The organism is Psychrobacter sp. WY6 (assembly GCF_018448495.1).
GTDB lineage: Bacteria > Pseudomonadota > Gammaproteobacteria > Pseudomonadales > Moraxellaceae > Psychrobacter.
On the sequence record NZ_CP049902.1, the window covers coordinates 1,592,953 to 1,614,623 of the forward strand.

General features: G+C 42.4%; 23 protein-coding genes and 2 pseudogenes. 20 read left to right on the top strand and 5 right to left on the bottom strand.

The window, feature by feature from the left end; translation table 11 throughout:
- Window positions 1–26 precede the first annotated feature (26 nt).
- The 20 genes and pseudogenes from G7Y90_RS08025 to G7Y90_RS08115 all read left to right on the top strand — a co-directional run bounded on the left by G7Y90_RS08025 (window position 27) and on the right by G7Y90_RS08115 (window position 15,852).
- Window positions 27–704 (top strand): hypothetical protein, encoded by a 678-nt coding sequence (locus tag G7Y90_RS08025; RefSeq protein WP_250163853.1) that lies wholly within the window; start codon window positions 27–29, stop codon window positions 702–704.
- A complete protein-coding gene (locus G7Y90_RS08030) occupies window positions 701–1,021 on the top strand; it encodes a nucleoside-diphosphate sugar epimerase/dehydratase (protein ID WP_250163854.1) in 321 nt (106 codons plus the stop codon). Before G7Y90_RS08025 ends, G7Y90_RS08030 begins: the two co-directional genes overlap by 4 nt.
- On the top strand, window positions 951–2,027 hold the full coding sequence (locus G7Y90_RS08035; protein ID WP_250163855.1) for a UDP-N-acetylglucosamine 4,6-dehydratase family protein: 1,077 nt from the start codon (window positions 951–953) through the stop codon (window positions 2,025–2,027). Before G7Y90_RS08030 ends, G7Y90_RS08035 begins: the two co-directional genes overlap by 71 nt.
- A 111-nt stretch (window positions 2,028–2,138) precedes the next feature.
- A complete protein-coding gene (locus G7Y90_RS08040; RefSeq protein ID WP_250163856.1) occupies window positions 2,139–3,410 on the top strand; it encodes an oligosaccharide flippase family protein in 1,272 nt (423 codons plus the stop codon).
- A 69-nt stretch (window positions 3,411–3,479) separates the two neighbouring features.
- Complete coding sequence (locus G7Y90_RS08045) at window positions 3,480–4,523, top strand: glycosyltransferase family 2 protein (protein WP_250163857.1); 1,044 nt, start codon at window positions 3,480–3,482, stop codon at window positions 4,521–4,523.
- A 25-nt stretch (window positions 4,524–4,548) separates the two neighbouring features.
- Window positions 4,549–5,673, top strand: coding sequence for a hypothetical protein (locus G7Y90_RS08050; RefSeq protein ID WP_250163858.1), 1,125 nt, complete (start codon window positions 4,549–4,551; stop codon window positions 5,671–5,673).
- A gap of 114 nt (window positions 5,674–5,787) precedes the next feature.
- A complete protein-coding gene (locus G7Y90_RS08055) occupies window positions 5,788–6,768 on the top strand; it encodes a polysaccharide pyruvyl transferase family protein (RefSeq protein ID WP_250163859.1) in 981 nt (326 codons plus the stop codon).
- Window positions 6,765–7,778, top strand: coding sequence for a glycosyltransferase family 2 protein (locus tag G7Y90_RS08060; RefSeq protein WP_250163860.1), 1,014 nt, complete (start codon window positions 6,765–6,767; stop codon window positions 7,776–7,778). The genes G7Y90_RS08055 and G7Y90_RS08060 overlap by 4 nt, the downstream gene beginning before the upstream one ends.
- Before the next feature lie 46 nt (window positions 7,779–7,824).
- A complete protein-coding gene (locus G7Y90_RS08065) occupies window positions 7,825–8,211 on the top strand; it encodes a glycosyltransferase (RefSeq protein WP_250163861.1) in 387 nt (128 codons plus the stop codon).
- Window positions 8,195–8,533, top strand: a complete 339-nt coding sequence (locus G7Y90_RS08070; RefSeq protein ID WP_250163862.1) for a glycosyltransferase family protein — start codon at window positions 8,195–8,197, stop codon at window positions 8,531–8,533. The genes G7Y90_RS08065 and G7Y90_RS08070 overlap by 17 nt, the downstream gene beginning before the upstream one ends.
- On the top strand, window positions 8,530–8,916 hold the full coding sequence (locus tag G7Y90_RS08075; protein WP_250163863.1) for a glycosyltransferase: 387 nt from the start codon (window positions 8,530–8,532) through the stop codon (window positions 8,914–8,916). Before G7Y90_RS08070 ends, G7Y90_RS08075 begins: the two co-directional genes overlap by 4 nt.
- A gap of 299 nt (window positions 8,917–9,215) precedes the next feature.
- Window positions 9,216–9,350, top strand: coding sequence for a hypothetical protein (locus tag G7Y90_RS17840; RefSeq protein ID WP_284143855.1), 135 nt, complete (start codon window positions 9,216–9,218; stop codon window positions 9,348–9,350).
- Window positions 9,351–9,459: 109 nt separating this feature from the next.
- Entirely contained in the window at window positions 9,460–9,837 is a 378-nt protein-coding gene (locus tag G7Y90_RS17845) for an EpsG family protein (protein ID WP_284143856.1), read from the top strand.
- A gap of 345 nt (window positions 9,838–10,182) precedes the next feature.
- Window positions 10,183–10,731 carry a glycosyltransferase family 2 protein gene (locus G7Y90_RS08085; protein WP_349773415.1) on the top strand — a complete coding sequence of 183 codons (549 nt, stop codon included), beginning with the start codon at window positions 10,183–10,185 and terminating at the stop codon, window positions 10,729–10,731.
- Between the two features lie 338 nt (window positions 10,732–11,069).
- Window positions 11,070–11,345 (top strand): glycosyltransferase family protein, encoded by a 276-nt coding sequence (locus G7Y90_RS08090; protein ID WP_250163865.1) that lies wholly within the window; start codon window positions 11,070–11,072, stop codon window positions 11,343–11,345.
- Between the two features lie 564 nt (window positions 11,346–11,909).
- Window positions 11,910–12,173 carry a glycosyltransferase gene (locus G7Y90_RS08095; protein WP_250163866.1) on the top strand — a complete coding sequence of 88 codons (264 nt, stop codon included), beginning with the start codon at window positions 11,910–11,912 and terminating at the stop codon, window positions 12,171–12,173.
- 48 nt (window positions 12,174–12,221) lie between these two features.
- A complete protein-coding gene (locus G7Y90_RS08100; protein WP_250163953.1) occupies window positions 12,222–12,842 on the top strand; it encodes a sugar transferase in 621 nt (206 codons plus the stop codon).
- Between the two features lie 10 nt (window positions 12,843–12,852).
- The gene (locus tag G7Y90_RS08105; protein ID WP_250163867.1) at window positions 12,853–14,052 is read left to right on the top strand and encodes a DegT/DnrJ/EryC1/StrS family aminotransferase; all 1,200 of its coding nucleotides are present in this window, start codon (window positions 12,853–12,855) and stop codon (window positions 14,050–14,052) included.
- Window positions 14,053–14,362: 310 nt separating this feature from the next.
- Window positions 14,363–15,237: pseudogene (folD, locus tag G7Y90_RS08110) on the top strand (bifunctional methylenetetrahydrofolate dehydrogenase/methenyltetrahydrofolate cyclohydrolase FolD).
- 192 nt (window positions 15,238–15,429) lie between these two features.
- Window positions 15,430–15,852 carry a phosphate-starvation-inducible protein PsiE gene (locus tag G7Y90_RS08115; protein WP_250163868.1) on the top strand — a complete coding sequence of 141 codons (423 nt, stop codon included), beginning with the start codon at window positions 15,430–15,432 and terminating at the stop codon, window positions 15,850–15,852.
- A gap of 82 nt (window positions 15,853–15,934) precedes the next feature.
- Here the strand turns inward: G7Y90_RS08115 and G7Y90_RS08120 are convergent, their stop codons facing one another.
- From G7Y90_RS08120 to G7Y90_RS08140, 5 genes and pseudogenes are all read right to left on the bottom strand, one after another.
- Window positions 15,935–16,303, bottom strand: a complete 369-nt coding sequence (locus G7Y90_RS08120) for a di-heme oxidoredictase family protein (RefSeq protein ID WP_250163869.1) — start codon at window positions 16,301–16,303, stop codon at window positions 15,935–15,937.
- Window positions 16,251–17,309 carry a di-heme oxidoredictase family protein gene (locus tag G7Y90_RS08125; protein ID WP_250163870.1) on the bottom strand — a complete coding sequence of 353 codons (1,059 nt, stop codon included), beginning with the start codon at window positions 17,307–17,309 and terminating at the stop codon, window positions 16,251–16,253. The genes G7Y90_RS08120 and G7Y90_RS08125 overlap by 53 nt, the downstream gene beginning before the upstream one ends.
- Window positions 17,310–17,643: 334 nt before the next feature.
- Window positions 17,644–19,341 carry a chromosome condensation regulator RCC1 gene (locus G7Y90_RS08130; protein ID WP_250163871.1) on the bottom strand — a complete coding sequence of 566 codons (1,698 nt, stop codon included), beginning with the start codon at window positions 19,339–19,341 and terminating at the stop codon, window positions 17,644–17,646.
- Between the two features lie 291 nt (window positions 19,342–19,632).
- A pseudogene (gene corA / locus G7Y90_RS08135) lies at window positions 19,633–20,848 on the bottom strand (magnesium/cobalt transporter CorA).
- A 74-nt stretch (window positions 20,849–20,922) separates the two neighbouring features.
- A complete protein-coding gene (locus tag G7Y90_RS08140) occupies window positions 20,923–21,312 on the bottom strand; it encodes a DUF2237 family protein (RefSeq protein ID WP_045451983.1) in 390 nt (129 codons plus the stop codon).
- Window positions 21,313–21,671: the final 359 nt, after the last annotated feature.

A 21,671-nucleotide genomic window follows, 5' to 3' on the forward strand; every position in this document is an offset into this window, starting at 1 on the left:
CAAACCAACTTAATTGGGTGGATATTATGTTTATAAAAACAGAGTCAAACAATGCTTATCAATCGTCCAGTGGTTTTAATCAATGGTCGAAGCGTATGGCTCTGTATTTATTGTCATTACCACGCCTGACTAAAAGTACCCTCTTATTTAGTATAGATTTTGCCATGTCGATCTTTTGCCTATTATTGGCATTGATGCTACGACAAGGGTATATGGCCTCTCATATCAGTCTTGCAGCATTGGCTTTTTATGCATTCGTGCCGGTTGCTAGCTTATATCTTATTGGTTTTTATCGCAGCGCCTCTCGAGGGTTTTTTGATGCAGTGATGGGTCGTGTGCTGCAACTGTTTTTTTTACTTATTATTGTTTATCAAGTCATCATTTATTTGAGCCCATCAGCGACAATACCGCGCTCAGCCCCCGTTATATTTTTATTTCTATTTTTTATTTGGCTGTGGAATAGTAGGCTCATGATCCGCGCGTTACTGAAACGTCTACAGGGTGCAGGTCAAAGCCGTCGTCCAGATGCCTGTTGTGACAACGTGATTATCTATGGTGCAGGAGAAGCTGGTCGAGAGTTGCTAGAAAGTTTGAGGCATTCTTATCAGTACAATGTGGTGGCATATATCGATGATGATCCGCAGCTTACTGGGGCTTATTTACATGGCAAACAAAATATGCGGCTCACGCGCTTCCGTGGTTGATAGAAAAACTCAATGTGGCGCAGGTGATTTTAGCCATGCCCTCTATGAGCCGTGCTCGTAAAAAACAGATTATGGACAGTCTGTCAGGTATCTCCGTTAAGATAAAAGACTTGCCAAGCTTACGTGAGCTTGCTGATGAGATAGTAACCGTCAGTCATATACGACCCGTTGACATACTAGATGTGCTCGAACGAGAAACGGTCGAACCTGTTGCGGAGTTGCTACAAAAAAATATCACGGGCAAAAATGTTCTCGTTACCGGGGCAGGTGGTTCAATCGGTAGTGAGCTGTGTCGGCAAATCATCAAAAAAGCCTAAATGCTTGGTGCTATATGAACAGTCTGAGTATGCTTTATACACTATAGATCAAGAACTTGGTAATCTAAAAACAGCGAATGCTGATTATCAAAATATTGAGATTATTAGCATTATCGGCAGTGTCAGTAACGAAAAAAAATTAATCAATATATTCGAAAAAAACCATATAAAAACGATTTATCACGCTGCAGCCTATAAGCATGTGCCTATTGTTGAGTCCAATCCCTTTGAGGGCACCATCAATAATACCAAAGGCACCTACCATTGTGCCCGTGCTGCGATACAGGCTCGCGTTGAGACTTTTGTGCTGATTTCTACTGACAAAGCCGTGCGACCTACCAATGTCATGGGAGCGTCCAAACGCTTGGCTGAGTTGGTCTGCCAAGGATTGAGCCAAAGTAACAGTCAGACTTGTTTTAGCATGGTGCGTTTTGGCAATGTTTTAGGGTCATCAGGCTCTGTGGTGCCGTTATTTACCAAACAGATTGAGCAAGGAGGTCCGATCACCATCACTCATCCAGACATCACACGCTATTTTATGACGATTCCAGAAGCGGCCAGTTTGGTTATTCAGGCAGGTGCGATGGCATTCGGTGGTGAAGTGTTTGTGCTTGATATGGGCGCGCCCGTCAAAATTGTTGATCTGGCAAAACGTATGATTCGTTTGACAGGTTGTGAGCTAAAAGATGATAGCAATCCCAATGGCGATATCGAAATCGTATTTACTGGCTTGAGACCGGGTGAAAAGCTCTACGAGGAGTTAATCATTGGTGAAGACAATATCGAACCTACTTTTCATCCATTGATTATGCAAGCAATGGAGCACAGCTTTCCTTTGCAAGATATCGAAAATATTTTATTTGAATTTGCAGAAAAAGCAAAGCAGCAGGATGTGGTCTGGCTAAAAACACAGTTTAAGTTTTTTGTCGAAGGTTACCGAGAAGGGTCTGATAAAGATGGCGAGGTAGAGAAAGTAGATACCACACTGACAGATGAAATGGGTTAATAGAGAGAGGCGCGCTGTCATAAATTCCTTACAAGTTCTGTGAGTCACTAAATTGGACAATATGTCATGAGCTCTGGAGTATTTTCATCGATACAGAGCACAATAAACAGGTTGAAAACCAGTCACTTTGTGCGAGATGTGGTCATGGTCGGTGGCGGGATTGCTGCTGGACAGGCCATCGCCATGATTTTTATGCCATTTCTTACCAGACTATATAGACCTGAGGATTTCGGTATCGCTGCTGCCTTTACTGCTATCGTCAGCATTATTACGCCGATTGCCACTATGGGCTATGCCAATGCAATCGTGATGCCTGACAGTGATGAGGATGCTGCGGCCATTGCCCGATTGTCCATATTGCTCAGTGTGGTTATAGCTGTCCTCTCATTCATTGTTGTCTATGTCGGCAAGTTTTATTTGGCAAGTTGGATGGGTATGGAAAGCACGCCAAACATGCTATATCTCATACCATTAACGCTATTAGTCGGTGCTTTTCTTTCTGTCGCTGATCAGTCTGCTATTAGAGTGGGCTTATTTAAAGCGAAAGCTCGGGCTTATGTGGAAAGCAAGCTTGTGACAGATAGTAGTAAGCTGATAGGCGGTATGCTAGCACCTTCAGGGATGTTGCTTATTTTATTGACGATAGCAGGGCAGCTCACAAACTTTATCATGCAGATGCTTCGTGTACCTAGAGTAGGTGTATTAAATGTGCGTCATTGGTTTGGTACTAAGGGTGTTCGACATGCCGCCATATCGCAGCGTGATTTTGCGATATATCGTATGCCACAAAGTATCCTGAATGCGGCTTCAGTGGGGTTGCCAACTATCTTGTTAGCATCACTATTTAGTGCCTCTTCTGCAGGGCAGTATTCGTTGGCTGTCCTTGTGCTTGGTGCACCCGCGATGCTGTTAGGTCAGGCGGTTGGAGAGGTTTTCTATCCTAAAATTACGCGTGCCATCACAGCAAATTCACCTGAGGCTTATCAATTTTTATTAAAAGTGACGTTGATTTTATTGGTGGTTGGTATTGTGCCATTCGGTACGGTGTTCGTTTTTGGTGATTATCTTTTTTCTTTAGTGTTCGGTGTAGAGTGGGCATTGGCAGGTAGTTATTCGCAGTGGCTGTCTATTTGGCTTTTGACCAGTTTAGTGTCTGGTGCGAGTACTGCGGCATTGCCAGCATTGCGTTTACAGCGATTTCTTTTGATTAGAGAAGTGTTTGCAGTGGTATTTCGTGCTGCAGCGCTGTATGTAGGTTTTGACGTTTTTGAGTCAGATATGATAGCCATTGCCCTTTTCTCATTTGTTGGGGTTTTGCTCAGTTTATCTATCATTTATGTTGCTTTTCGGCGTCTTGTTCATATCGATGAAGTGGAGCAGTAGGTATGTTTTTTGACTGCTTTGAATGTCATAAAGGATATGTATGAGAAGTCTCAACTTGAGAGGCTCACTATGATTTCAGTCATTATCGCTGCATTTAATGCCGCTGCTACTATTGATCGTTGTATTAATAGTATTGACGTTGCGAAAAAGAATCACGACATTGAACTGATAGTCATTGACGATGGTTCTAAAGATCATACTGCTAGCCTATTGCATAGCTGGGCAAGTACTAGGTCATGGATTACGGTGAAATATCAAAAAAATGGTGGCGTGGCAGAGGCTCGTAATACTGGGCTCGATATCGCAACCGGCAATTACATCGTTTTTATAGATGCGGATGACACCATTGATGATTGGTATTTTGATTTTGTTTTTGAACAAGCTGTAGATCGAGATGTCGAGATGTTGGCATTTGGTCATAAACGCATGATGCTGGATGGTTCTGTTATTAAGCGTCCTAATAGTGCGGCAGAATACTCACGGCAAGATATCGAAACGCTACAACTGAGAGTGACAGAGAATAGACATATATATTGGTATGCCTGTACCAAGGTGTATAGAAAAAATTTAATTGCAGAGCTGCGTTTCGATAGCGACGTCAAATTTGGTGAGGATGGTATTTTTAATATCGCATGTCTAAGCAAAGCGAATCGTTTATCGGTGCTGCCAGACTGTCCATACAACTACTATGAAAATGCGACCTCGATAACAAGCTCACAATATAAATCAGGGCTTTTGGAGTCCATTGAAGCGGACTATACAGCCAGAGTCAGGATACATGATTGGTCGATCAGTGCTACTGAAAAGCAAGTGCTATTATCGGACTTTGCTCGTAGTTATGTTGAGCATATGCTGCCATATTTACTTAATAATTTGGCACATATCGATATGAAAAAGCGTCGTGCAGAGTTAATAAAAACGACAGTCTTTCGTTTATCAGAACTGTTTGCCGCATTATTATCAACGACATCCAGCACGCGGCATTCGTGTATTGATTTTATGTTTTTCACGGCGCTGGTATGTTATGACGCTGGTTTTTCTTCAACTGTCTTGGTCGAAAGCAAAGGTGAAAAAATATGCTTAATATTGTTTGCCTCAGCCTTTACGCAGTGACGAGAAGGGTCAAAAGCGCTGTTGTTTGCTGCAACAGACAACAGCTAGTGGGCAAATGACTGAGAAGGCATTGTGGTTTGTATATCCAGCGAACTTGCCAATGCCAGAAGACGATGATTGTGATGCTTATTTACTGGCCACATTATTGCCCGCGATGCAGATGCGAGCAGCCATTCATGTGCATGGTAGCGTGTCGCATGAGCTATTAGCCAACCTGACAGAGCTACAGTATGTTTGGAATAAGTGGTTGCCAGAGCGTTATTTTTTGATTGATATACAAGTTGATCGTATTAGAGAGAGCGACGTACAAGTAGATGGTGCGATTGCTGCATTTTCTGGTGGCGTTGATGCTCAGTTTACCGCTTATCGTCATGCGACAGGCAGAGCAGGATACGCCACACGAAATATTAAAGCAGGGGTTTTTGTGCATGGCTTTGATATACCTTTAGAGGATACAAAAGGCTTTGCCAGTGCAGCAAAAACAGCGACAAAAGTACTTGCAGATATCAATATCGATTTGGTCATTGTGAAAACAAATATTCGAGGACTTTGGGACATCAACTGGGAAGACTATCATGCTGCTGCTATCGCTTCGGTCTTATGTGGCTTAAAACGATATGCAGGAATTGGGCTCATTGGTAGTGGTGATTCTTATGATGTATTGATTAGTCCTTGGGGCTCACACCCAATCACTGACCCGCTGCTAAGTTCTGGCGACTTTAGACTCATTCATGATGGTGCAGGCTTTAGTCGTTCAGAGAAGCTTCAAACTCTTTCAGCATGGCCCTTGGGTATTGAAGGCCTGCGTTTCTGTTGGGCGGGTGATCAAAATGATAGCAACTGTGGTCGCTGTGAGAAATGTGTTAGGACGCGTCTCAATTTTTTGGTTGCAGGTATAGATAACCCTCAATGTTTTAGCGAGCCTATTGACTCATCACTCTTTAAAAATATGATTTTAAAAAACGAAATAGTACGTATAGATTGGCGTTTTATTCGCCATGAAATGCTCAAAACGGGCAGGGGTGTTGAATGGCTTCCACAGATTGAAAAAGTGCTCAAACGTAAACCGCCTCCTAACTTGAATAGATTGTTTCCTGTTGGCTCAAGGCGTCGTATGTGGGTGAAGAAGCTGTTGATGAGAAACGAATAAGGGAGCATTAAAAATGAATATTGCTGCTATAAAAAAGCTCATTCCGCTCAGATTAAAAAAACACTTGGCCGCTTATATGGGGGCGAGAGGTTTACCGTTACCAACTGGTAAACGGTGCTTTATTTTCTTGCCGCTGACTATGGCAATATTGGTGATATTGCTATTTCTCACGCGCAAAAGCAGTATTTGCAACGTGTGCTGACGGATTATGATGTTGTTAGTGTGGCTATCAGTCAAACCAGATTTGTGCTCCATTCCATTAAACAGCAAATAAAAGAGACGGATATTGTCACTATCATTGGCGGCGGTAATATGGGTGGCACCTATCCTGATATTGAGGAGCTGCGCCAATTAGTCATCAAGTCATTTCCTGCCAATCGTATCGTTTGTTTTCCTCAGACACTAGATTGGAACGACTCTATTCAATCTAAACGTGCCTTGCAGCGTATTGTAAAAGTCTACGCCAAGCATCCAGATATACATATTTTTGCCAGAGAGTCGATAACAGCGGCAAAACTCATCGAGCTTTTTGCTAAGTATAGTAATGTGCATATTGGTCTCGTACCAGATATTGTGATGAGCGCGAATGCCACAGTGCTGGGTACGACAGATTGCTTAGCGCCTTCAGATATTTTGCGCTGCTTACGAGATGACAAAGAAGCCGCATTATCAGCTGAGCAATACGCCATGATAGACAAAGCCTTGGCAGATACTGGCTATCAGATTAAAAAGACCGACACACACGCTGGTGGTTCGCAACTCGATGAAGCACATTGCACAAAATTACTGACTGACAAGCTTAATCAATTCCGTGCTGCAAAATTGGTCGTGACTGACCGGCTGCATGGCATGATTTTATGTTTGCTATCGGGTACGCCGTGCTTGGTACTCCCGAACGCCAATCATAAGATAAGACAGACGCAGTTGGACTGGTTAGGCGGTCATCCAAGGCTGGTGTTTTTAGAATTGGAAGAGATTGCTGATATTGCAACATTCATCGATAGCCTTCTGTCCCTGCCTCACGGTACGATGGATGAGTCTCCAGTTGATATAGCTGAGTATGATGACCTAAAAAAAGCGCTGGTAGCGATATGACGACTATCGAAACGCCATTAGTAAGTATCATCGTACCAGTGTATAACGTTGCGTCATATATCGATGCTTGCTTGGCATCCATCAAGCAGCAGACTTATCAGAATATTGAAATTATCGTTGTAGAAGATTGCTCCACTGATGATTCAAAACAAGTACTTGCGTCACATCTCACAGATGAACGCATCAAAGTCATTCAGCATTATGAAAACAGTGGTCTTTCTGCGGCACGTAATACTGGTATCAAGTCTGCGATAGGCGAATACATGATGTTCGTTGATTCTGATGACATTATAGATACTCGCTTGGTGGCAGCGTGTGTGGATTGTGCGCTCACCAAGAATGCAGAGGTCGTGACGTATGGCTTTACGCCATTCAAAGATGGCATCATAGAGACAGATCTGCCGTATCCCGCTAGCAATTTAGCATTTGAGGCAACCGAAATAGACGGCTCATATTTTAGCTTACCGCATTTTGCATGGCTCAAATTTATTAAATCTAGCGCAGTGCGGTCTGACTCGTTACAGTTCCCAGTGGGTCTGTACTACGAAGACTGGCCTTTTCATTGGCATCTTGGCTTAGCTACTAATATTAAGTATTACCTGCCCATTGATTTTTATCTATACAGACAGCGTGGCACGTCGATCACAGGGTCAACAGATAAAAAACTATTAGACCTTTTCGTTATCCACGCAGAAGTCATCAGTTTAGTAGAGGACTATCAAGCGGATGAGGTTAAAAAAACGCTCGCCAATAAAATTAAACAAAGTCATTGGAGTATCCTTACTCGTATAGATAATGACTATTTAGCAGCTGCAGTAGCACAAGCTAAAAAAGCAGATAAAACGTTACGACTAAAGGGTTATAAGAGCGATTTGACCGTAAGAAATATGATGATTAGTAATATCGTACGTATGCCGACGCAAGTTGCCTTGCTTATGTTACAGGTGCTTCGTCAAGCGCTAGACAAAAGAGCAAGGGTTAAAGGTCAAGAGAAAACAGATTCAGAATAGTTTTGAGAAATACGTTTGGTTTTATGGCTTCTTAATAGGTAAAGAGATGACTATTCAGAGAGTGCTACACATCGTGGGAAAAATGGATCGGGCTGGGGCAGAGACCATGCTCATGAATCTATATCGCCATATAGATCATAGCCAGATTCAGTTTGATTTTATCACTTTTACCGACGAGGTCGGTGACTATGATGCTGAGATAATAGCGCTGGGCGGTAGGATTATACCGATTTTAGCGGATCATTCGTTAGCGCGTATGTGGAAGCTTAAAAACTTCCTTAAACAACATCCTGACTATCAAGTCATTCATGCTCATATGCTATTAAACAATGCTTTTCATCTGCTGGCTGCTAAAGGTGCTGGCGTGCCGCATCGCATTTCACATTCTCATAGCACCAATAATGGGAAAACCAATATTGTTAAAAAAATATGAACAGTGGGCGTTCATTACCAATCGTAAATTGGCCACGGATAAAATGAGTTGCGGTGAACAAGCGGCACATTACCTATTTGGCAGCATAAAAGATGTGTGGCTACTGCCCAATGCTGTTGATATACAGCAGATGATGACAGTCGCTAACCAATCAAGACAGTATATCGACCAAGAATTTGACGATGAGGGGCTAAAAATCATCCAAGTTGGTCGTCTAAATGAGGTTAAAAACCATCAGTTTTCTTTAGAGATCGCTGAGCAGTTAAAAAACGTCAAATCGCTTTTACCTTATATATTGTTGGACAAGGTTCATTGGATATGAGGCTCAGGCAACAAGTAGCAGATAAGTCACTCCTAGATACGGTCAAGTTTTTGGGGATGCGTACGGATATCACAGAATTAATGGCCAGCGCCGACTATATGATCATGCCTTCGTTGCACGAGGGTTTCCCTGTCGTCTTGGTCGAGAGCCAAACAGTTGGGTTAAAGGCGTTGGTTTCTGACCAAGTATCGCCTGAAGTAGATTTAGGACTTGGATTAGTACAGTTTTTACCGATTCACTCAGCCAAGAATTGGGTTGATTGCTTATTAGCGCCTAAACAGCCAAAGCCCAATGAAAAAGACATAACCGCAGCGCTGAATTTATATGGATTTAGTGCTGCTACCAATGCGCAAATACTAATGCAAAAGTACTTGAGTATGTGACGGAGTGGTTGCTTCTTATTTATAGTCGTTTCAAGGTAGTTTGGACGGAATGAGAAAAAAATCGAGGTGGGTAGGAAGGCTATAGTTATAAGGCTATAGTTATATAGGTACTGGACGGTAAAAAAGATACTAGACGGTGTAAACCTGCCATCACATCCGATTTATATAAGATTGACGACATCTACTTTTATAGAGGGTTAAATGCTTCCATACCTGCTGGTTCTTAGCCTTGTTATTTTTGGATCGTACTGGAGAAAAAATCTCTCAATCGTACGTCTTTTTGGCTGCCGCTAATTATATTGACATTATTTGCAGGCCTTCGTAGCTACCGAGTTGGTACGGATACAGGAAACTATACGAGAAATTTCAACAGTCAATTGAATGCCGAGTACTTTAGGTTCAACGAAGACATTGAGTTCGGTTATCAGTTATAGAGTATGCGTTGTTACGTATGACCACTCATTATTTTTGGCTGCTTGTTATTACCAGTTTAATTATTGTCTATTGCTATCTTAGAGTGATTAAAAAATACAGCGTAAATTATTGGTTTTCCGTATTTTATTTATTACATTAGGCGTTTATACTTTTTCTTTTAATGGACTGCGTCAAGGATTGGCAATGGCGATATTTACCTTGGCGATTCCTTATCTGTTAGAAAAACGATTTATTCCATACCTGCTGATTTGTGCAATTGCTTCATTGTTCCATGTAACCGCATTATTTATGATTCCATTTTATTTTATCGTCAATTTAAGAATAAAACCCTTATATAAGATTTTGGCAACATTTTTAGGATCGCTATTAGTAAGTGGGGTATTGGTCGCTTATATTTCTTCTACTAACGATAGATATGAGGGCTATGCGAAAGCATCCGATGAAGCAGGCGGGTTTTTAACGCTTGGTTTTATACAGCCATCATGATTTTAATCATCTTGGTCAGTTATCTGTATAAAATTAAAGATAAGGATTTTCAAAAAATAATAACATTTTATGCATCAGGCGTGGTTTTTATCATACCGTTAGCGATGTTGGGCACCAGTCCTTCAGGTCCTCAAAGGCTGCTTGCGTATTTTACATGGACATTGGTTTTGATACTGCCTATGATTTTAAAAAGGATTAATAATATTTATTTATATATAGCGAGTATCATTATTTTTCTCATGTATTTTGTCTTGACGACATCGAGATTTAGTAACTTGAGTCCGTATATTATCAATCCGATATTTGAGGTTTTCTAATGAAAAATCAGACATATAATCCATTGGTATTCCCATTTATAATGCTGAAGCGTACTTGGAAGATGCTATCAACTCCATATTGGCTCAAACGCATGAGTTATGGGAGCTTATATTAATCGATGATGGCTCTACTGATGCGTCATTGGCCATCGCCAAGCGTTTTGAAGAGGCTGATCATAGAATAAGGGTCATTGCTGATGGTATAAATAAAAAACTGCCTGCTCGATTAAATCAGCTTATTGAAGAAGCGAACTATGATTATATAGCGCGCATGGATGCCGATGATCTCATTCATCCAGATAGACTGGCAATTCAATTAAGTTTTTTAGAAAAAAATCCAAATTATGATTTGGTTTCTACAGGTGTCGTGTCTATTGATAATTTTAATAAAGTTTATGGTTGTCGTCATGTCGATCAAATTTACACGGAATTTAAAGAAATAGCCGCGGCTTATCCTATTGTACATGCTGCTGTTTTGGCAAAAAGAGTTGGTATGAACGAAATAAATATAATGAAAATTATCCAAGGTCTGAAGATTACGATTTGTGGTGTAGAGCTATCTCAAATCAAGATTTAAATTTAGCGGTATTGCCCGATTTATTATACTATTATAGAGAAGAAGGAAATTTATCACTATCTAAAATAACCAGATCATACAAAGACAGTTTTAAAACGTACTGTGAATATAAAGGAAACAGTTATTTAGGTTCTTTAAAATTATCAGCAAAACTGACAACAGTTACTTTTTTAGATTCGATAGGATTATTACAAAAGATAGCCAATAAAAAAATAAATTAACAATATCTGACACGCTAAGAAGTCATCATCAGTCAGTGATAAATAGTATTTGTGCTAAATAATATTATTTATAAAATGTCACTGATAAAATAATATAAAAAATATTGAGGTGCTGAAATGACATTAAAGATATGCTTTCTAATGACAGATGCGGTGTCATTTAATGTGCTATATCGTGATCAGCTTGAATACATTAGAGACCATGCGGATGTTGAGATCACCTTAATCTGCGGTGGCGATAAACAGCAGTTAGATATTTTACGTGAGCGCAAAATAGGCAAGGTGATTAATTTAAATTTTCAGCGTAAGCCATCTTTGTTTAAAGATGCTCAGTCGCTCGCGCTTTTAACCCGTTATATGCTATCGAATCGTTTTGATGTGGTGGTTTTTTAACGCCTAAAGCCTTGTTGTTAGGGAGTATCGCAAGTGCTGTTACATTGCAAAAGAGACGAATTGCTTTTAGCGTGGGTAGAGCCTATGAGAATTTTTCAGGTTTAAAAAAGAGGGTGTTTCAGGGTCTGGATATATTAAGTTTTGGCTTGTCTCACGAGGTTTTATTTGTTTCTGAGTCTTTGCTCAGCGTATGCTTGGCAGAAATATCCTCAAAAAAAGCAAGGCAACTGTCATTGATAATGGCTCATTTAACGGCATCGATACTGATTTGTTACAACCTATGGCTCAGTTAGAAAAGAGGCATTAAGAAAGAAGTACAAGGTACCTGAAAATACCTTTGTGATTTGCGTGGTAGGACGAGTTTGTGATGATAAAGGCTTCAAAGATATTGAGTATATCCGAAAAACTAAGAGCAGAAAATGTCTACTTTATGTTCATAGGAGACTGTGAAGACGACGTAGGAAAAGTAGTCGTTGAGAAAGTTGTCAAAGATAATAGAGGTGTATATATACCAGCCAATCCAAATGTGCACGAGGTTTTTCAGTGTGCTGATTTACATTTTTTTTGAGCTATCGTGAAGGGTTTGGCAGTGTCGCTATTGAAGCAGCAAGTTGCGCTGTTCCAACTTTTGCCTATGATGTCGTTGGTGTAAAGGATAGTGTCAAAGAAGGTATCAGTGGTCGAAAATTCAATTTTAAGGATATGTCGTCTGTCGCCGAAGCAATCCGCGATGCCGTTACTGATAAGGAATTTGAAAAGAGATATCCTGATGCAAGAGACTGGGCCATTGCAAATTTTGAACGCAAGCAATTGTGGCAAAGTTTTTAAGTTTTTATTTACGCAGTAGGGATGACCGCGTAAACGACAAAAGGCGGGCTGCAAAATGATAAAGCGACTATTGACATCACGGCGGCCACGGCGGCCTTGGTAATACTATCTCCTGTTTATGCTATTACGGCTTATAAAGTTAAAAAAAACTTAGGATCACCAGTGATATTTAAACAAACTCGCCCTGGTCTAAATGGCAAGCCGTTTGAGATGATTAAGTTTCGCTCGATGAAAGATACTATCGATACAGAGGGTAATCCTTTAGAGGATGATGAGCGTTTGACGGCATTTGGTAAGACTTTGCGTAATAGCAGTCTCGATGATGAGCTGCCTGAACTATGGAATGTGATTAAAGGCGATATGAGTTTGGTGGGGCCGCGACCATTATTGATGGAATATCTGCCGCTATATAATGATGAGCAAGCGCGTCGCCACCGTGTACGTCCGGGTATTACGGGATACGCACAAGTTAATGGTCGCAATACGATTGGTTGGCATGAAAAATTTACGCTCGACACATGGTATGTCGATCATCAGTCATTATGGTTAGATATTAAGATTTTGATTAAAACAGTAAAAAAAGTCATTATCAAAGATGGCATTAGTGCTGATGGTGAAGCGACCATGAGTAAATTCACAGGTAATAGCGTCGATAAAAACACGCTTTGATGAGGAACGCATGCTAAATACTCCTTTTTCACCTTGGCCTAGTTTTACTCAGAAAGAAGCGGATGCGGTCAGTCAAGTATTGTTATCCAACAAGGTCAATTATTGGACAGGGCAAGAATGCCGTCAGTTTGAAGAGGAATTCGCTGACTGGGCGGGTAGCAAATACGCGATTGCATTGGGCAACGGAACTTTGGCATTGGACGCGGCATTGCAGGCACTTGGTATAGGTGTGGGTGATGAAGTTATCGTGACGCCGCGCACTTTTATTGCCAGTATCTCCTCAGTGGTTAATGCAGGCGCGACGCCCATTTTTGCGGATGTTGATGAGGCGACAGGGAACATCACGCCAGAGTCGATAGCGGCGGTATTGACGGACAAAACAAAAGGCATCGTCTGTGTGCATTTGGCAGGTTGGCCCTGTGATATGGATGGCATCATGGCACTGGCAGATCAGCATCATTTATATGTCATTGAAGACTGCGCACAAGCGCATGGTGCACGCTACAAAGGTCGTAGCGTTGGCAGTATCGGTCATATTGGCGCGTGGAGTTTTTGCCAAGATAAGATCATGACCACAGGCGGCGAGGGCGGCATGGTCACTACCGATGACGAGCAGCTATGGCGAAAAATGTGGGCGTATAAAGACCATGGCAAAAGCTATGCGGCGGTCTATGAGACTGAGCAGCTGCCCGGCTATAATTGGCTACATGAGAGCTTTGGCACCAACTGGCGCATGACCGAGATTCAAGGCGTGATTGGGCGTATTCAATTGGCACATATGAGTGACTGGATAGCGAAGCGCAGTGCTAATGCTAAAGTGATATTAGAGTCATGTGCTAAATGGGAAGAAAAAGGCTATCTATCGGTGCCGACATTAGATCAGGCCTCTCAGTTTCCAAACTCTACCCATGCTTATTATAAATTGTATGTTTATGTGCAACCACATAACCTAGCTGAGGGCTGGACACGTGATCGCATCATTGAAGAAATAAATGCGTTAGGCGTGCCTTGCTATTCAGGGTCTGCCTCAGAGGTATATTTAGAAAAAGCATTCGATGATACAGGCTTGCGTCCAGAAAACAGACTGCCAATAGCAAAACAATTGGGAGAGACCAGCTTAATGTTTTTAGTTCATCCTACCTTAACCACTGCCGAAATCGCGCAAACGGTAGATGCAATCGATCGCGTGTTTGCTTCAATGATTCAGTAATGTGAGAATATCGCTTATTAAGGCGTGTTGAGTATTTATAAGGTGTTGCAGCTATTGGCTTTTATTTTTGATTGGACTTTCTTATAAAACGGTAAAGGTTGTCAAGGTTGCATCGGCAATGACATGATATTGCTGGATTGGCGAGTGATAGAAATTTATAAGTATCCAAGTCCTATCTCACGCTAGGATTTTTTAGTCCAGACAGGTACAATATCAGTCTTAATCATACATTGATCAAGCATAAGACAGGCATGCAAATAGTTGCGGGCGCTGTCTTTCTTTTTTTATCGCACCCTCTATTGGAGTTACTATGTCAACTGCCCAAGGATCTGCTACCGTTTTGGACGGTAAAGCACTTGCTAAACAAATAGAACAGCAACTGAGTACGCGTGTAGACGCTATCAAGAATAAAACAGGACGCACCCCAAGCTTAGCGACGATATTGGTCGGCGACGATCCCGCTTCTGCGACTTATGTACGTATGAAAGGTAATGCTTGTAAACGTGTCGGCATGGATTCTATACGCGTTGAGATGCCAAGTGCGACGACCACTGAAGAGCTGATGACGAAAATAGATGAACTTAATAGCAATCCAGACGTCCATGGTATCTTGCTACAACATCCAGTGCCTGCACATATCGATGAGCGTGCTTGCTTTGAGCAGATTGACTTAGCAAAAGACGTCGATGGTGTGACCTGTCTTGGCTTTGGTCGTATGGCGAGCAGAGCGCTTATGGTTCATGTACCCCGCAAGGCATCATGCACTTATTAGAGCATCATAATATCGAGCTTGCTGGTAAGGAGGCCGTAGTTGTAGGTCGAAGTGCCATCTTGGGTAAACCAATGGCGATGATGCTATTGAATGCCAACTGCACCGTAACGATTTGCCATTCAAGAACACAAGATTTAGAGTCGCATATTAAGCGTGCGGATATCGTGGTTGGGGCAGTGGGCGTGCCTGAACTGATCAAAGCTAATTGGATCAAAGCGGGCGCTGTGGTTATCGATGCAGGCTTTCATCCAACGGATAATGGCGGCGTCGGTGATATTGAGTTGCAAGGTGTTGAAAACATCGCCAGTGCTTATACGCCTGTACCGGGCGGCGTGGGTCCAATGACCATTAATACCCTCATTCGCCAAACCGTTGATGCGGCTGAAAAATCTGCCGGTTTGAATATCGGCTAAAAAGAAGTCATACGAATACTGATTGCCGATAAATAAGGGGCCTGAGTAATATGTACTCAGGCTAAATCAACCACATCTCAGTTGATAGGACCTAAACATGGCTAAAAAAAACGTAGGTGTTCATGAGCGACTACAAGGTATCGGTAGAGAGTTTGTCGATGTCTGTCATTACGTTATTTTATTCTAATCAGTGTGGTTGTCGTTTGGACGGCTGGCAAAGAGTTCGTTGGTATTGTTCAAAAAGGCTCAGCGGATTTAAAAGACATATTGATGTTGTTTATTTACCTTGAGCTGCTGGCCATGATAGGTATTTATTTTAAAACACACCGTCTGCCGGTACAGTTTTTGATATTTATCGCGATTACTGCTTTATCACGACATTTGGTGGTTGATGTACAGGCGGTCTCAGACTATTTCCATTTATGGCTGCTGGCGACAATTTCTGTGGCCATTATGCTATTGAGCGGTTCTATCGTAGTATTAACTTGGACAGCAAAAACGTTTGGCCGTCCAGAGGACAATCTTGATAAACAGCATGCAAACTTAACGATTAAAGCGCTGTTACCTGATAATGCTCAAGCGCCTGATAGTCATACCAAGCATCGCCGTGAATAACTATTAAATAGCAGCATAAAAAAGGGTTACCACTGGTAGCCCTTTTTTGCCTTCTTAACTCTCACATTTTATTGTTTGAGCGTTAAATGCCCTTTAAGAAGGTCATTAATGTTTGTTTTTGCGTGGCGGATAACTGTGTAAAGCGCGTCTTTGTACTTTCTGCTTCACCACCATGCCAGAGTATCGCTTCAGTCAAGCTGCTGGCACGACCATCATGCAAAAACCGCGCTTCTGGATCACGTGCCACAATGCCAATTCCCCACAATGGCGGTGTACGCCACTCAAAGCTTTCTGCATTTTTCTCTTTCACGCTGTCATCTAGTCCAGCGCCCATATCATGCAGTAATAAATCAGTATAAGGATAAATGTTTTGCTGTGATAGGAGCGGGAAGCGATCACTATTGCCTGTTTTTTGCTTGGGTGTGACAGCCAGCACAGCCGACTTGCGCAAACAGTTGCGCTCCTTTATTAAAATCTGATAAATCGTCTATTCGCCTTTCAGGTACGGCAAGGGCGGTCATAAAATCGGTCACAGCGTCTAGACTGCTGTCTGAGACTTCTGGAGAGCCGCCATTCGCTGCCGTCCAACAAATAGGCTGATTTACCGTACAGTTAGGATCCATAAATACCGAGGTCGTCAAACCCATATCTTGCGACATGGCATTGGCGTTTTGGGTACGTAGACTGCTATTAATGCCCTTCCACCCAAAGCGGCCAATGCGCTGCTGTTTGCCATCTTGTACCCAATGTACGCGGCCACTGATACCGTCTTGATTGTTATCATCAGGGTCAGCTGCCGCAATGATATTCGCTTCAGGAATCAGGTCGAGCAAGCCCATGCCGACCAATTGCGGTGAGATACGTCCGCTAATCGCTGTATTTCCTAAGGGTTGATTAGGGTCAGTTGGAGTAAAGCTAAACTGTATGCCAGCAGGTTTATCATTTTGACTGGGCATCGCTGCGTAGCGCATGCTCCCTTCGGGATGGATACTTGTGGCAATACTTTGATGCTGCATTTGTTCACCGTAATAAGCATGTGGCAGGCCTTGCTTATTACCCAACCGGAATAAAATCGCATCACTCAGCTGACCATTGGCTGCATAAATGGGTTTGCGACCTTCAGCGCTATGGCATTGGGTACAGGCATTGGCATTTAACAGTGGCCCCACACCATCGAACAGTACGCGACCCTCATTTGCTGGTGTCCACTCTGTGATAAATAACTCACGTCCAGGTGATACCCCGCCTAAAGCGCTGCTCGGTAGGTTGGGCATGATTTGCAAAAAAGGCTGTGACCCATTGGCGGCAATCGTAGCACTGCCACCTGCTGGCTGCCAGTTGGTATCGATTTCTGGAGTGTCAGGAGTAGTGGGTGGGTTGGGTACGTTAGTATTGCCATCATTACTGGAATTATTTGAATCATCTGAGCCACCACAAGCAGTGAGCAGCAGCGCCATACTTACACTGAGTAGCGTGTTACGTATGATAGGAGGTGATGTATACAGTGAAGAATTTGATATGGTTGACGAGTTTGATCGTAAAAACATGGGCTGACCTGAAATAGCTAAAATATAAGGGGTTAGGGTATATCTTCATCGTCAGCCTATTTAGAGGGCTGTCGATTTAATTGAGGATATCCTGAGGATTATGCGATAAGTTACCGCGCAATAGTTAGGCGTATTGACTCAAACAAGCAGCATAAACGAGGCTGCTTGTTTGAGAATTTTATGACAGGAAATTCAACCAACTATGCACTGTTCGCTTCGTCATGGTTAAAGCACTTATAGCTGACTAGGTAAAGCAACTGGGATAGGATTGTTGTACATCCAATATGAGTGGTGTCTTTGTTGCCGAGTGAGCCTTCAAAGCTCCAGCCCACGTAAATAAATGACCAGCTTTCAGCGTATTATTATCTTGGTCAAACGATTTTTCATGAGCAATCAGATGCATGGCACCCATGGCCATATTATCGATATTCTTTAGATTCGGCAGCTTATTGGTTGGTTCATCTAGGTCGTTGTAAATGGTCTTGCCTGCGCCGTTTGTCTCCCCAAACATGCCCCATGCATAGAGAATACCATCCGTTGTTGATGAGCCATTATTAGTGGCGACATTATCCAGTAACGCATAGCTGGCATTGCCATTGGCATAGACGCGGCGAACTTCTTTATCTGTAAACCAAGGCAGTTTGGTCGGTGAGGTAATGACATCTGCCCATGCCTTTTCGCTGCCATTAAATGTCTCACCATTGTAGCCCAATTGACTAGTGGCATTTAACCCCCAACCATACACTGCGTCTTTATTGGTCAATGCTAAGATATGGTCTTTGCCAGCCGTCAATTGGGTCACTTTTTCTACATCTATAGCGGGTTGGTCGTCAGCTTTTTGAGTGGCGTCATCTGTCTTAGCAGTAATGGCGTGATTAATCGTTTCATTAATGACATGAATACGTACAGGGGTTGCATTGACGTTGATACAGTTGGTTGTAGTGTTACAGACTTTGCCTTTGCCAAGATTGGCGTAAGCATCGCTGCCCCAACCCCAAACCTGACCTTTGTCATCTAAGGCATAAGAGCTATTGCCACTGACAACCACCTGCACGATATGTCCTGCCTCTGTGGCTGCTGTAAAGTCAACTTTGACAGGGGTGCTGCTATCGGTGCTGGTATTATTACCAAGTTGACCATACCCATTGGCACCAAAGGCCCAAACCGTACCCTCTTCGGTCAATACCAAGTTATGGCTATAGCCGGGTGCGACCATGACGGCGTTTTCGATACCTTCGATCGCGCTGATATCCAAACGACAGTCAGCAGTCTTGCTACAATCATTACGACCCCCATCACCGCGACCCAGCTGCCCGTATTTGTCTTCGCCCCAACTATAAACTTGACCATTTTGAGCAATAGCGAGTGAATGATTTTGATTAAAACCAATAGATAACAAATCTTTTGGTGCGCTGTTCATCAGCATCGGCGTATCTGGATGTCCCATAATATCGCTGATTTTTGTGGTCAGGCCGAGTCCTGTCTGACCATAATTGTTGCGACCCCAACCATATAGCTGACCATCACGCAGGGCAGCGGTATGCGAACCACCTGCCGCTATGGTATCGCCTACGTAGAGGGTCTTGGTTGAGCGCATGATATTACCGGCATTGTCTGTGGCTTCTAAGACAATGGTATTGCTACCTAGCGTTAATAAAATACGATCATCAAAATAACCATCAGCATCTAGCGTTAGCGCTTGGGCTAATTCGTTATTATGCATATAGGTCAATGATTTGACGCCGCTGCTATCTTGTACTTGTCCTGAGACAAATACCGCTGCAACCGCGCTATAGCCATCAGTAAAGTTGCTATCAGTGGTTAGTAGTGGCGGTGTCCCATCTATGATAGCAGTGGCTGTGTCGGAATCACTGCCACAAGCAGTAAGAATCAAGGCTGCGGTAACGACCGCGACAGCTTGAGTAAGACGGGATAAACGCATAAAAACCTCGATAGATGCAAATTGACAATATGTCAGTATGCCAGCTGTAAAATAACAAAACCGTCCCATACAAATCCGACGGTTGTAGGGTTTGTGCTATTGACTGAGTCAATCGTATATGATGGCGTTGGAATAATAGAAATGGTGGCAAGAGTTTAGCAATAATAAATGTGAATAGTATTACAAATAAGAATTATTATCAATAATAAAGTGGAAAAACAGCACCATGAAGGATGCTGTTTTTAAAAGCTGAACGCTGACTATCAATGAAACATCAACTATAAATTTTGGTTATAACCATTTAAGTCTTTTAAAATTGTAATATAAATAGCCACATAATGACCCAATGATGAGCATGATGACAAAGTAGGAATATTGCCAATGTAGCTCGGGCATAAAATCAAAGTTCATCCCATAGATACCTGCAATGGCCGTCGGTACAGCTAAAATACCTGCCCAAGCAGCAAGCTTACGCACCACCTCGTTCTGTCCCATATTAACCATGGCCATATAGGTATTCATGACCACACTCAGCATCATCATTTAGACCATTAATAGCGTCTAATGAGTGCAGCAAATGGTCATTGACGTCGCGAAAGTAGGGCTTAGCGGCTTGAGAAAACCCAGAGACCATCTCACTTTTTTTATGATTGATAAAAAAACTACAGATATCCTGTACTGGTAAAATAATCGCCCGCATATGTACGAGTTGCGATTTGAGCTCATAAAGGTTTTTTAATGTACCTTTATCAAACTCATAGGTAAACACGTAACGTTCTTGCTCACGCAAATAGCGACCTAAACGATCGGTAATCGGCATATAATTATCCACGATAAAATCGAGAATAGCATGTAGTACAAATATCGGCCCCATACGCAGCTTTTCAGGGCGACGATGACAATGCTCACGGACAGGTGCGTAGGAGTTTGATGGACCATTACGGATGGTAATCAGGTAGTTTTTGCCCATAAATATCGCGGTGGTGCCATAGCGAATGACATTGTCCTCAAGCTTAGCGGTACGCAATACCACAAACACCATATCATTGTCGTAGTTCTCGACTTTGGCACGCTGGTGATCGGCGAAAGCATCCTCAATCGCCAACTCATGTAGCCCAAAGGCTTCTTTGACTTTGACCATGGTTTCTAGGCTTGGATCATAGAGACCAAGCCAAATAAACTGACCATTATTATTTAATGCACGACTAACATCGTTTAGCGCTAATTTATCGAGATTTTCACCGGTCTTACGTGAATAAGCATAGCAATTGACGACTTCATCGGCACTGGAAGAGTCAATATCCTCATAGCGTTCAGAGTCAGGATCGTAGACCGTCATGGTCTCGATGGTGTCCTCAGTGGTGGTATCAGCATCGCCATAGATATAGCTGTCGTCATTGTCTAGATAGAGATGTTCATCATTCATATCGGCGTAAATACGATTGATATTAGAGTCAGGTGCAATACGCGCGGTTTTTTTGATCAACTGGTCGTTATTGTTTTCCATACACCCTCCCTTTATAAAGTAAAAAACGTGTCACAATCAGAACTTATAATGATTGTTGTTAATAATGATCGTTATTAAAGGGCGTAACTTTTCAAAGTATCAATATCGACCAAGCTCAATAAGCTTTCGTGGCAAGCTTCTAGTTTGATTTGCGGGGCAATATCAAAGTCCAAAGCTTCAACCCAGCGTAACGCGCAAATGCACCAATAATCACCAGGCTTAAGACCAGAAAATCCATACTCAGGTAGCGGCGTAATCAAATCATTGCCGCGACTGGCAGAAAAGTTCAAAAACTCGCTGGTCATCTTGGCGCATACGGTGTGTTGACCAACGTCATGGTTGCCAGTATGACAAAAGCCGTTGCGGTAATAACCGGTAATAGGGTCAAAGCAGCAGCTGGCAAGTGCTGTACCTAAGACATTGGCTTGATTGTTGGCAGGGTTTGGGTGGTAATCAGATGACATAAGGCTTCCGAGATAAAAATGGCTTAGTGTACCATGAGTCGGTATCGAAGGCGTTGTTCTCACTTTGCTCATTATTTTCTTTATGATATAAAATGATGGTAACCATTTTTGAGTCAACGATTACTTATATAGTCTACAGATAACCTTCATAGATTAGTGCTGATAAGACGTAATTAGATAGTAATTGTGGCTAATTGTCACTAGGCGAACCTTGGCTGCTATGCTAAACTAAAGCATAAAGTGCCTTGATTATTTAACGCCGTTTATTAGCGCATAAAGATACTCGTCTTATCATTCTAAATTATACTTATTACTCACCCTTTTGCGGCTACCTAGTTTGTTTATAAATAATTGGGTCA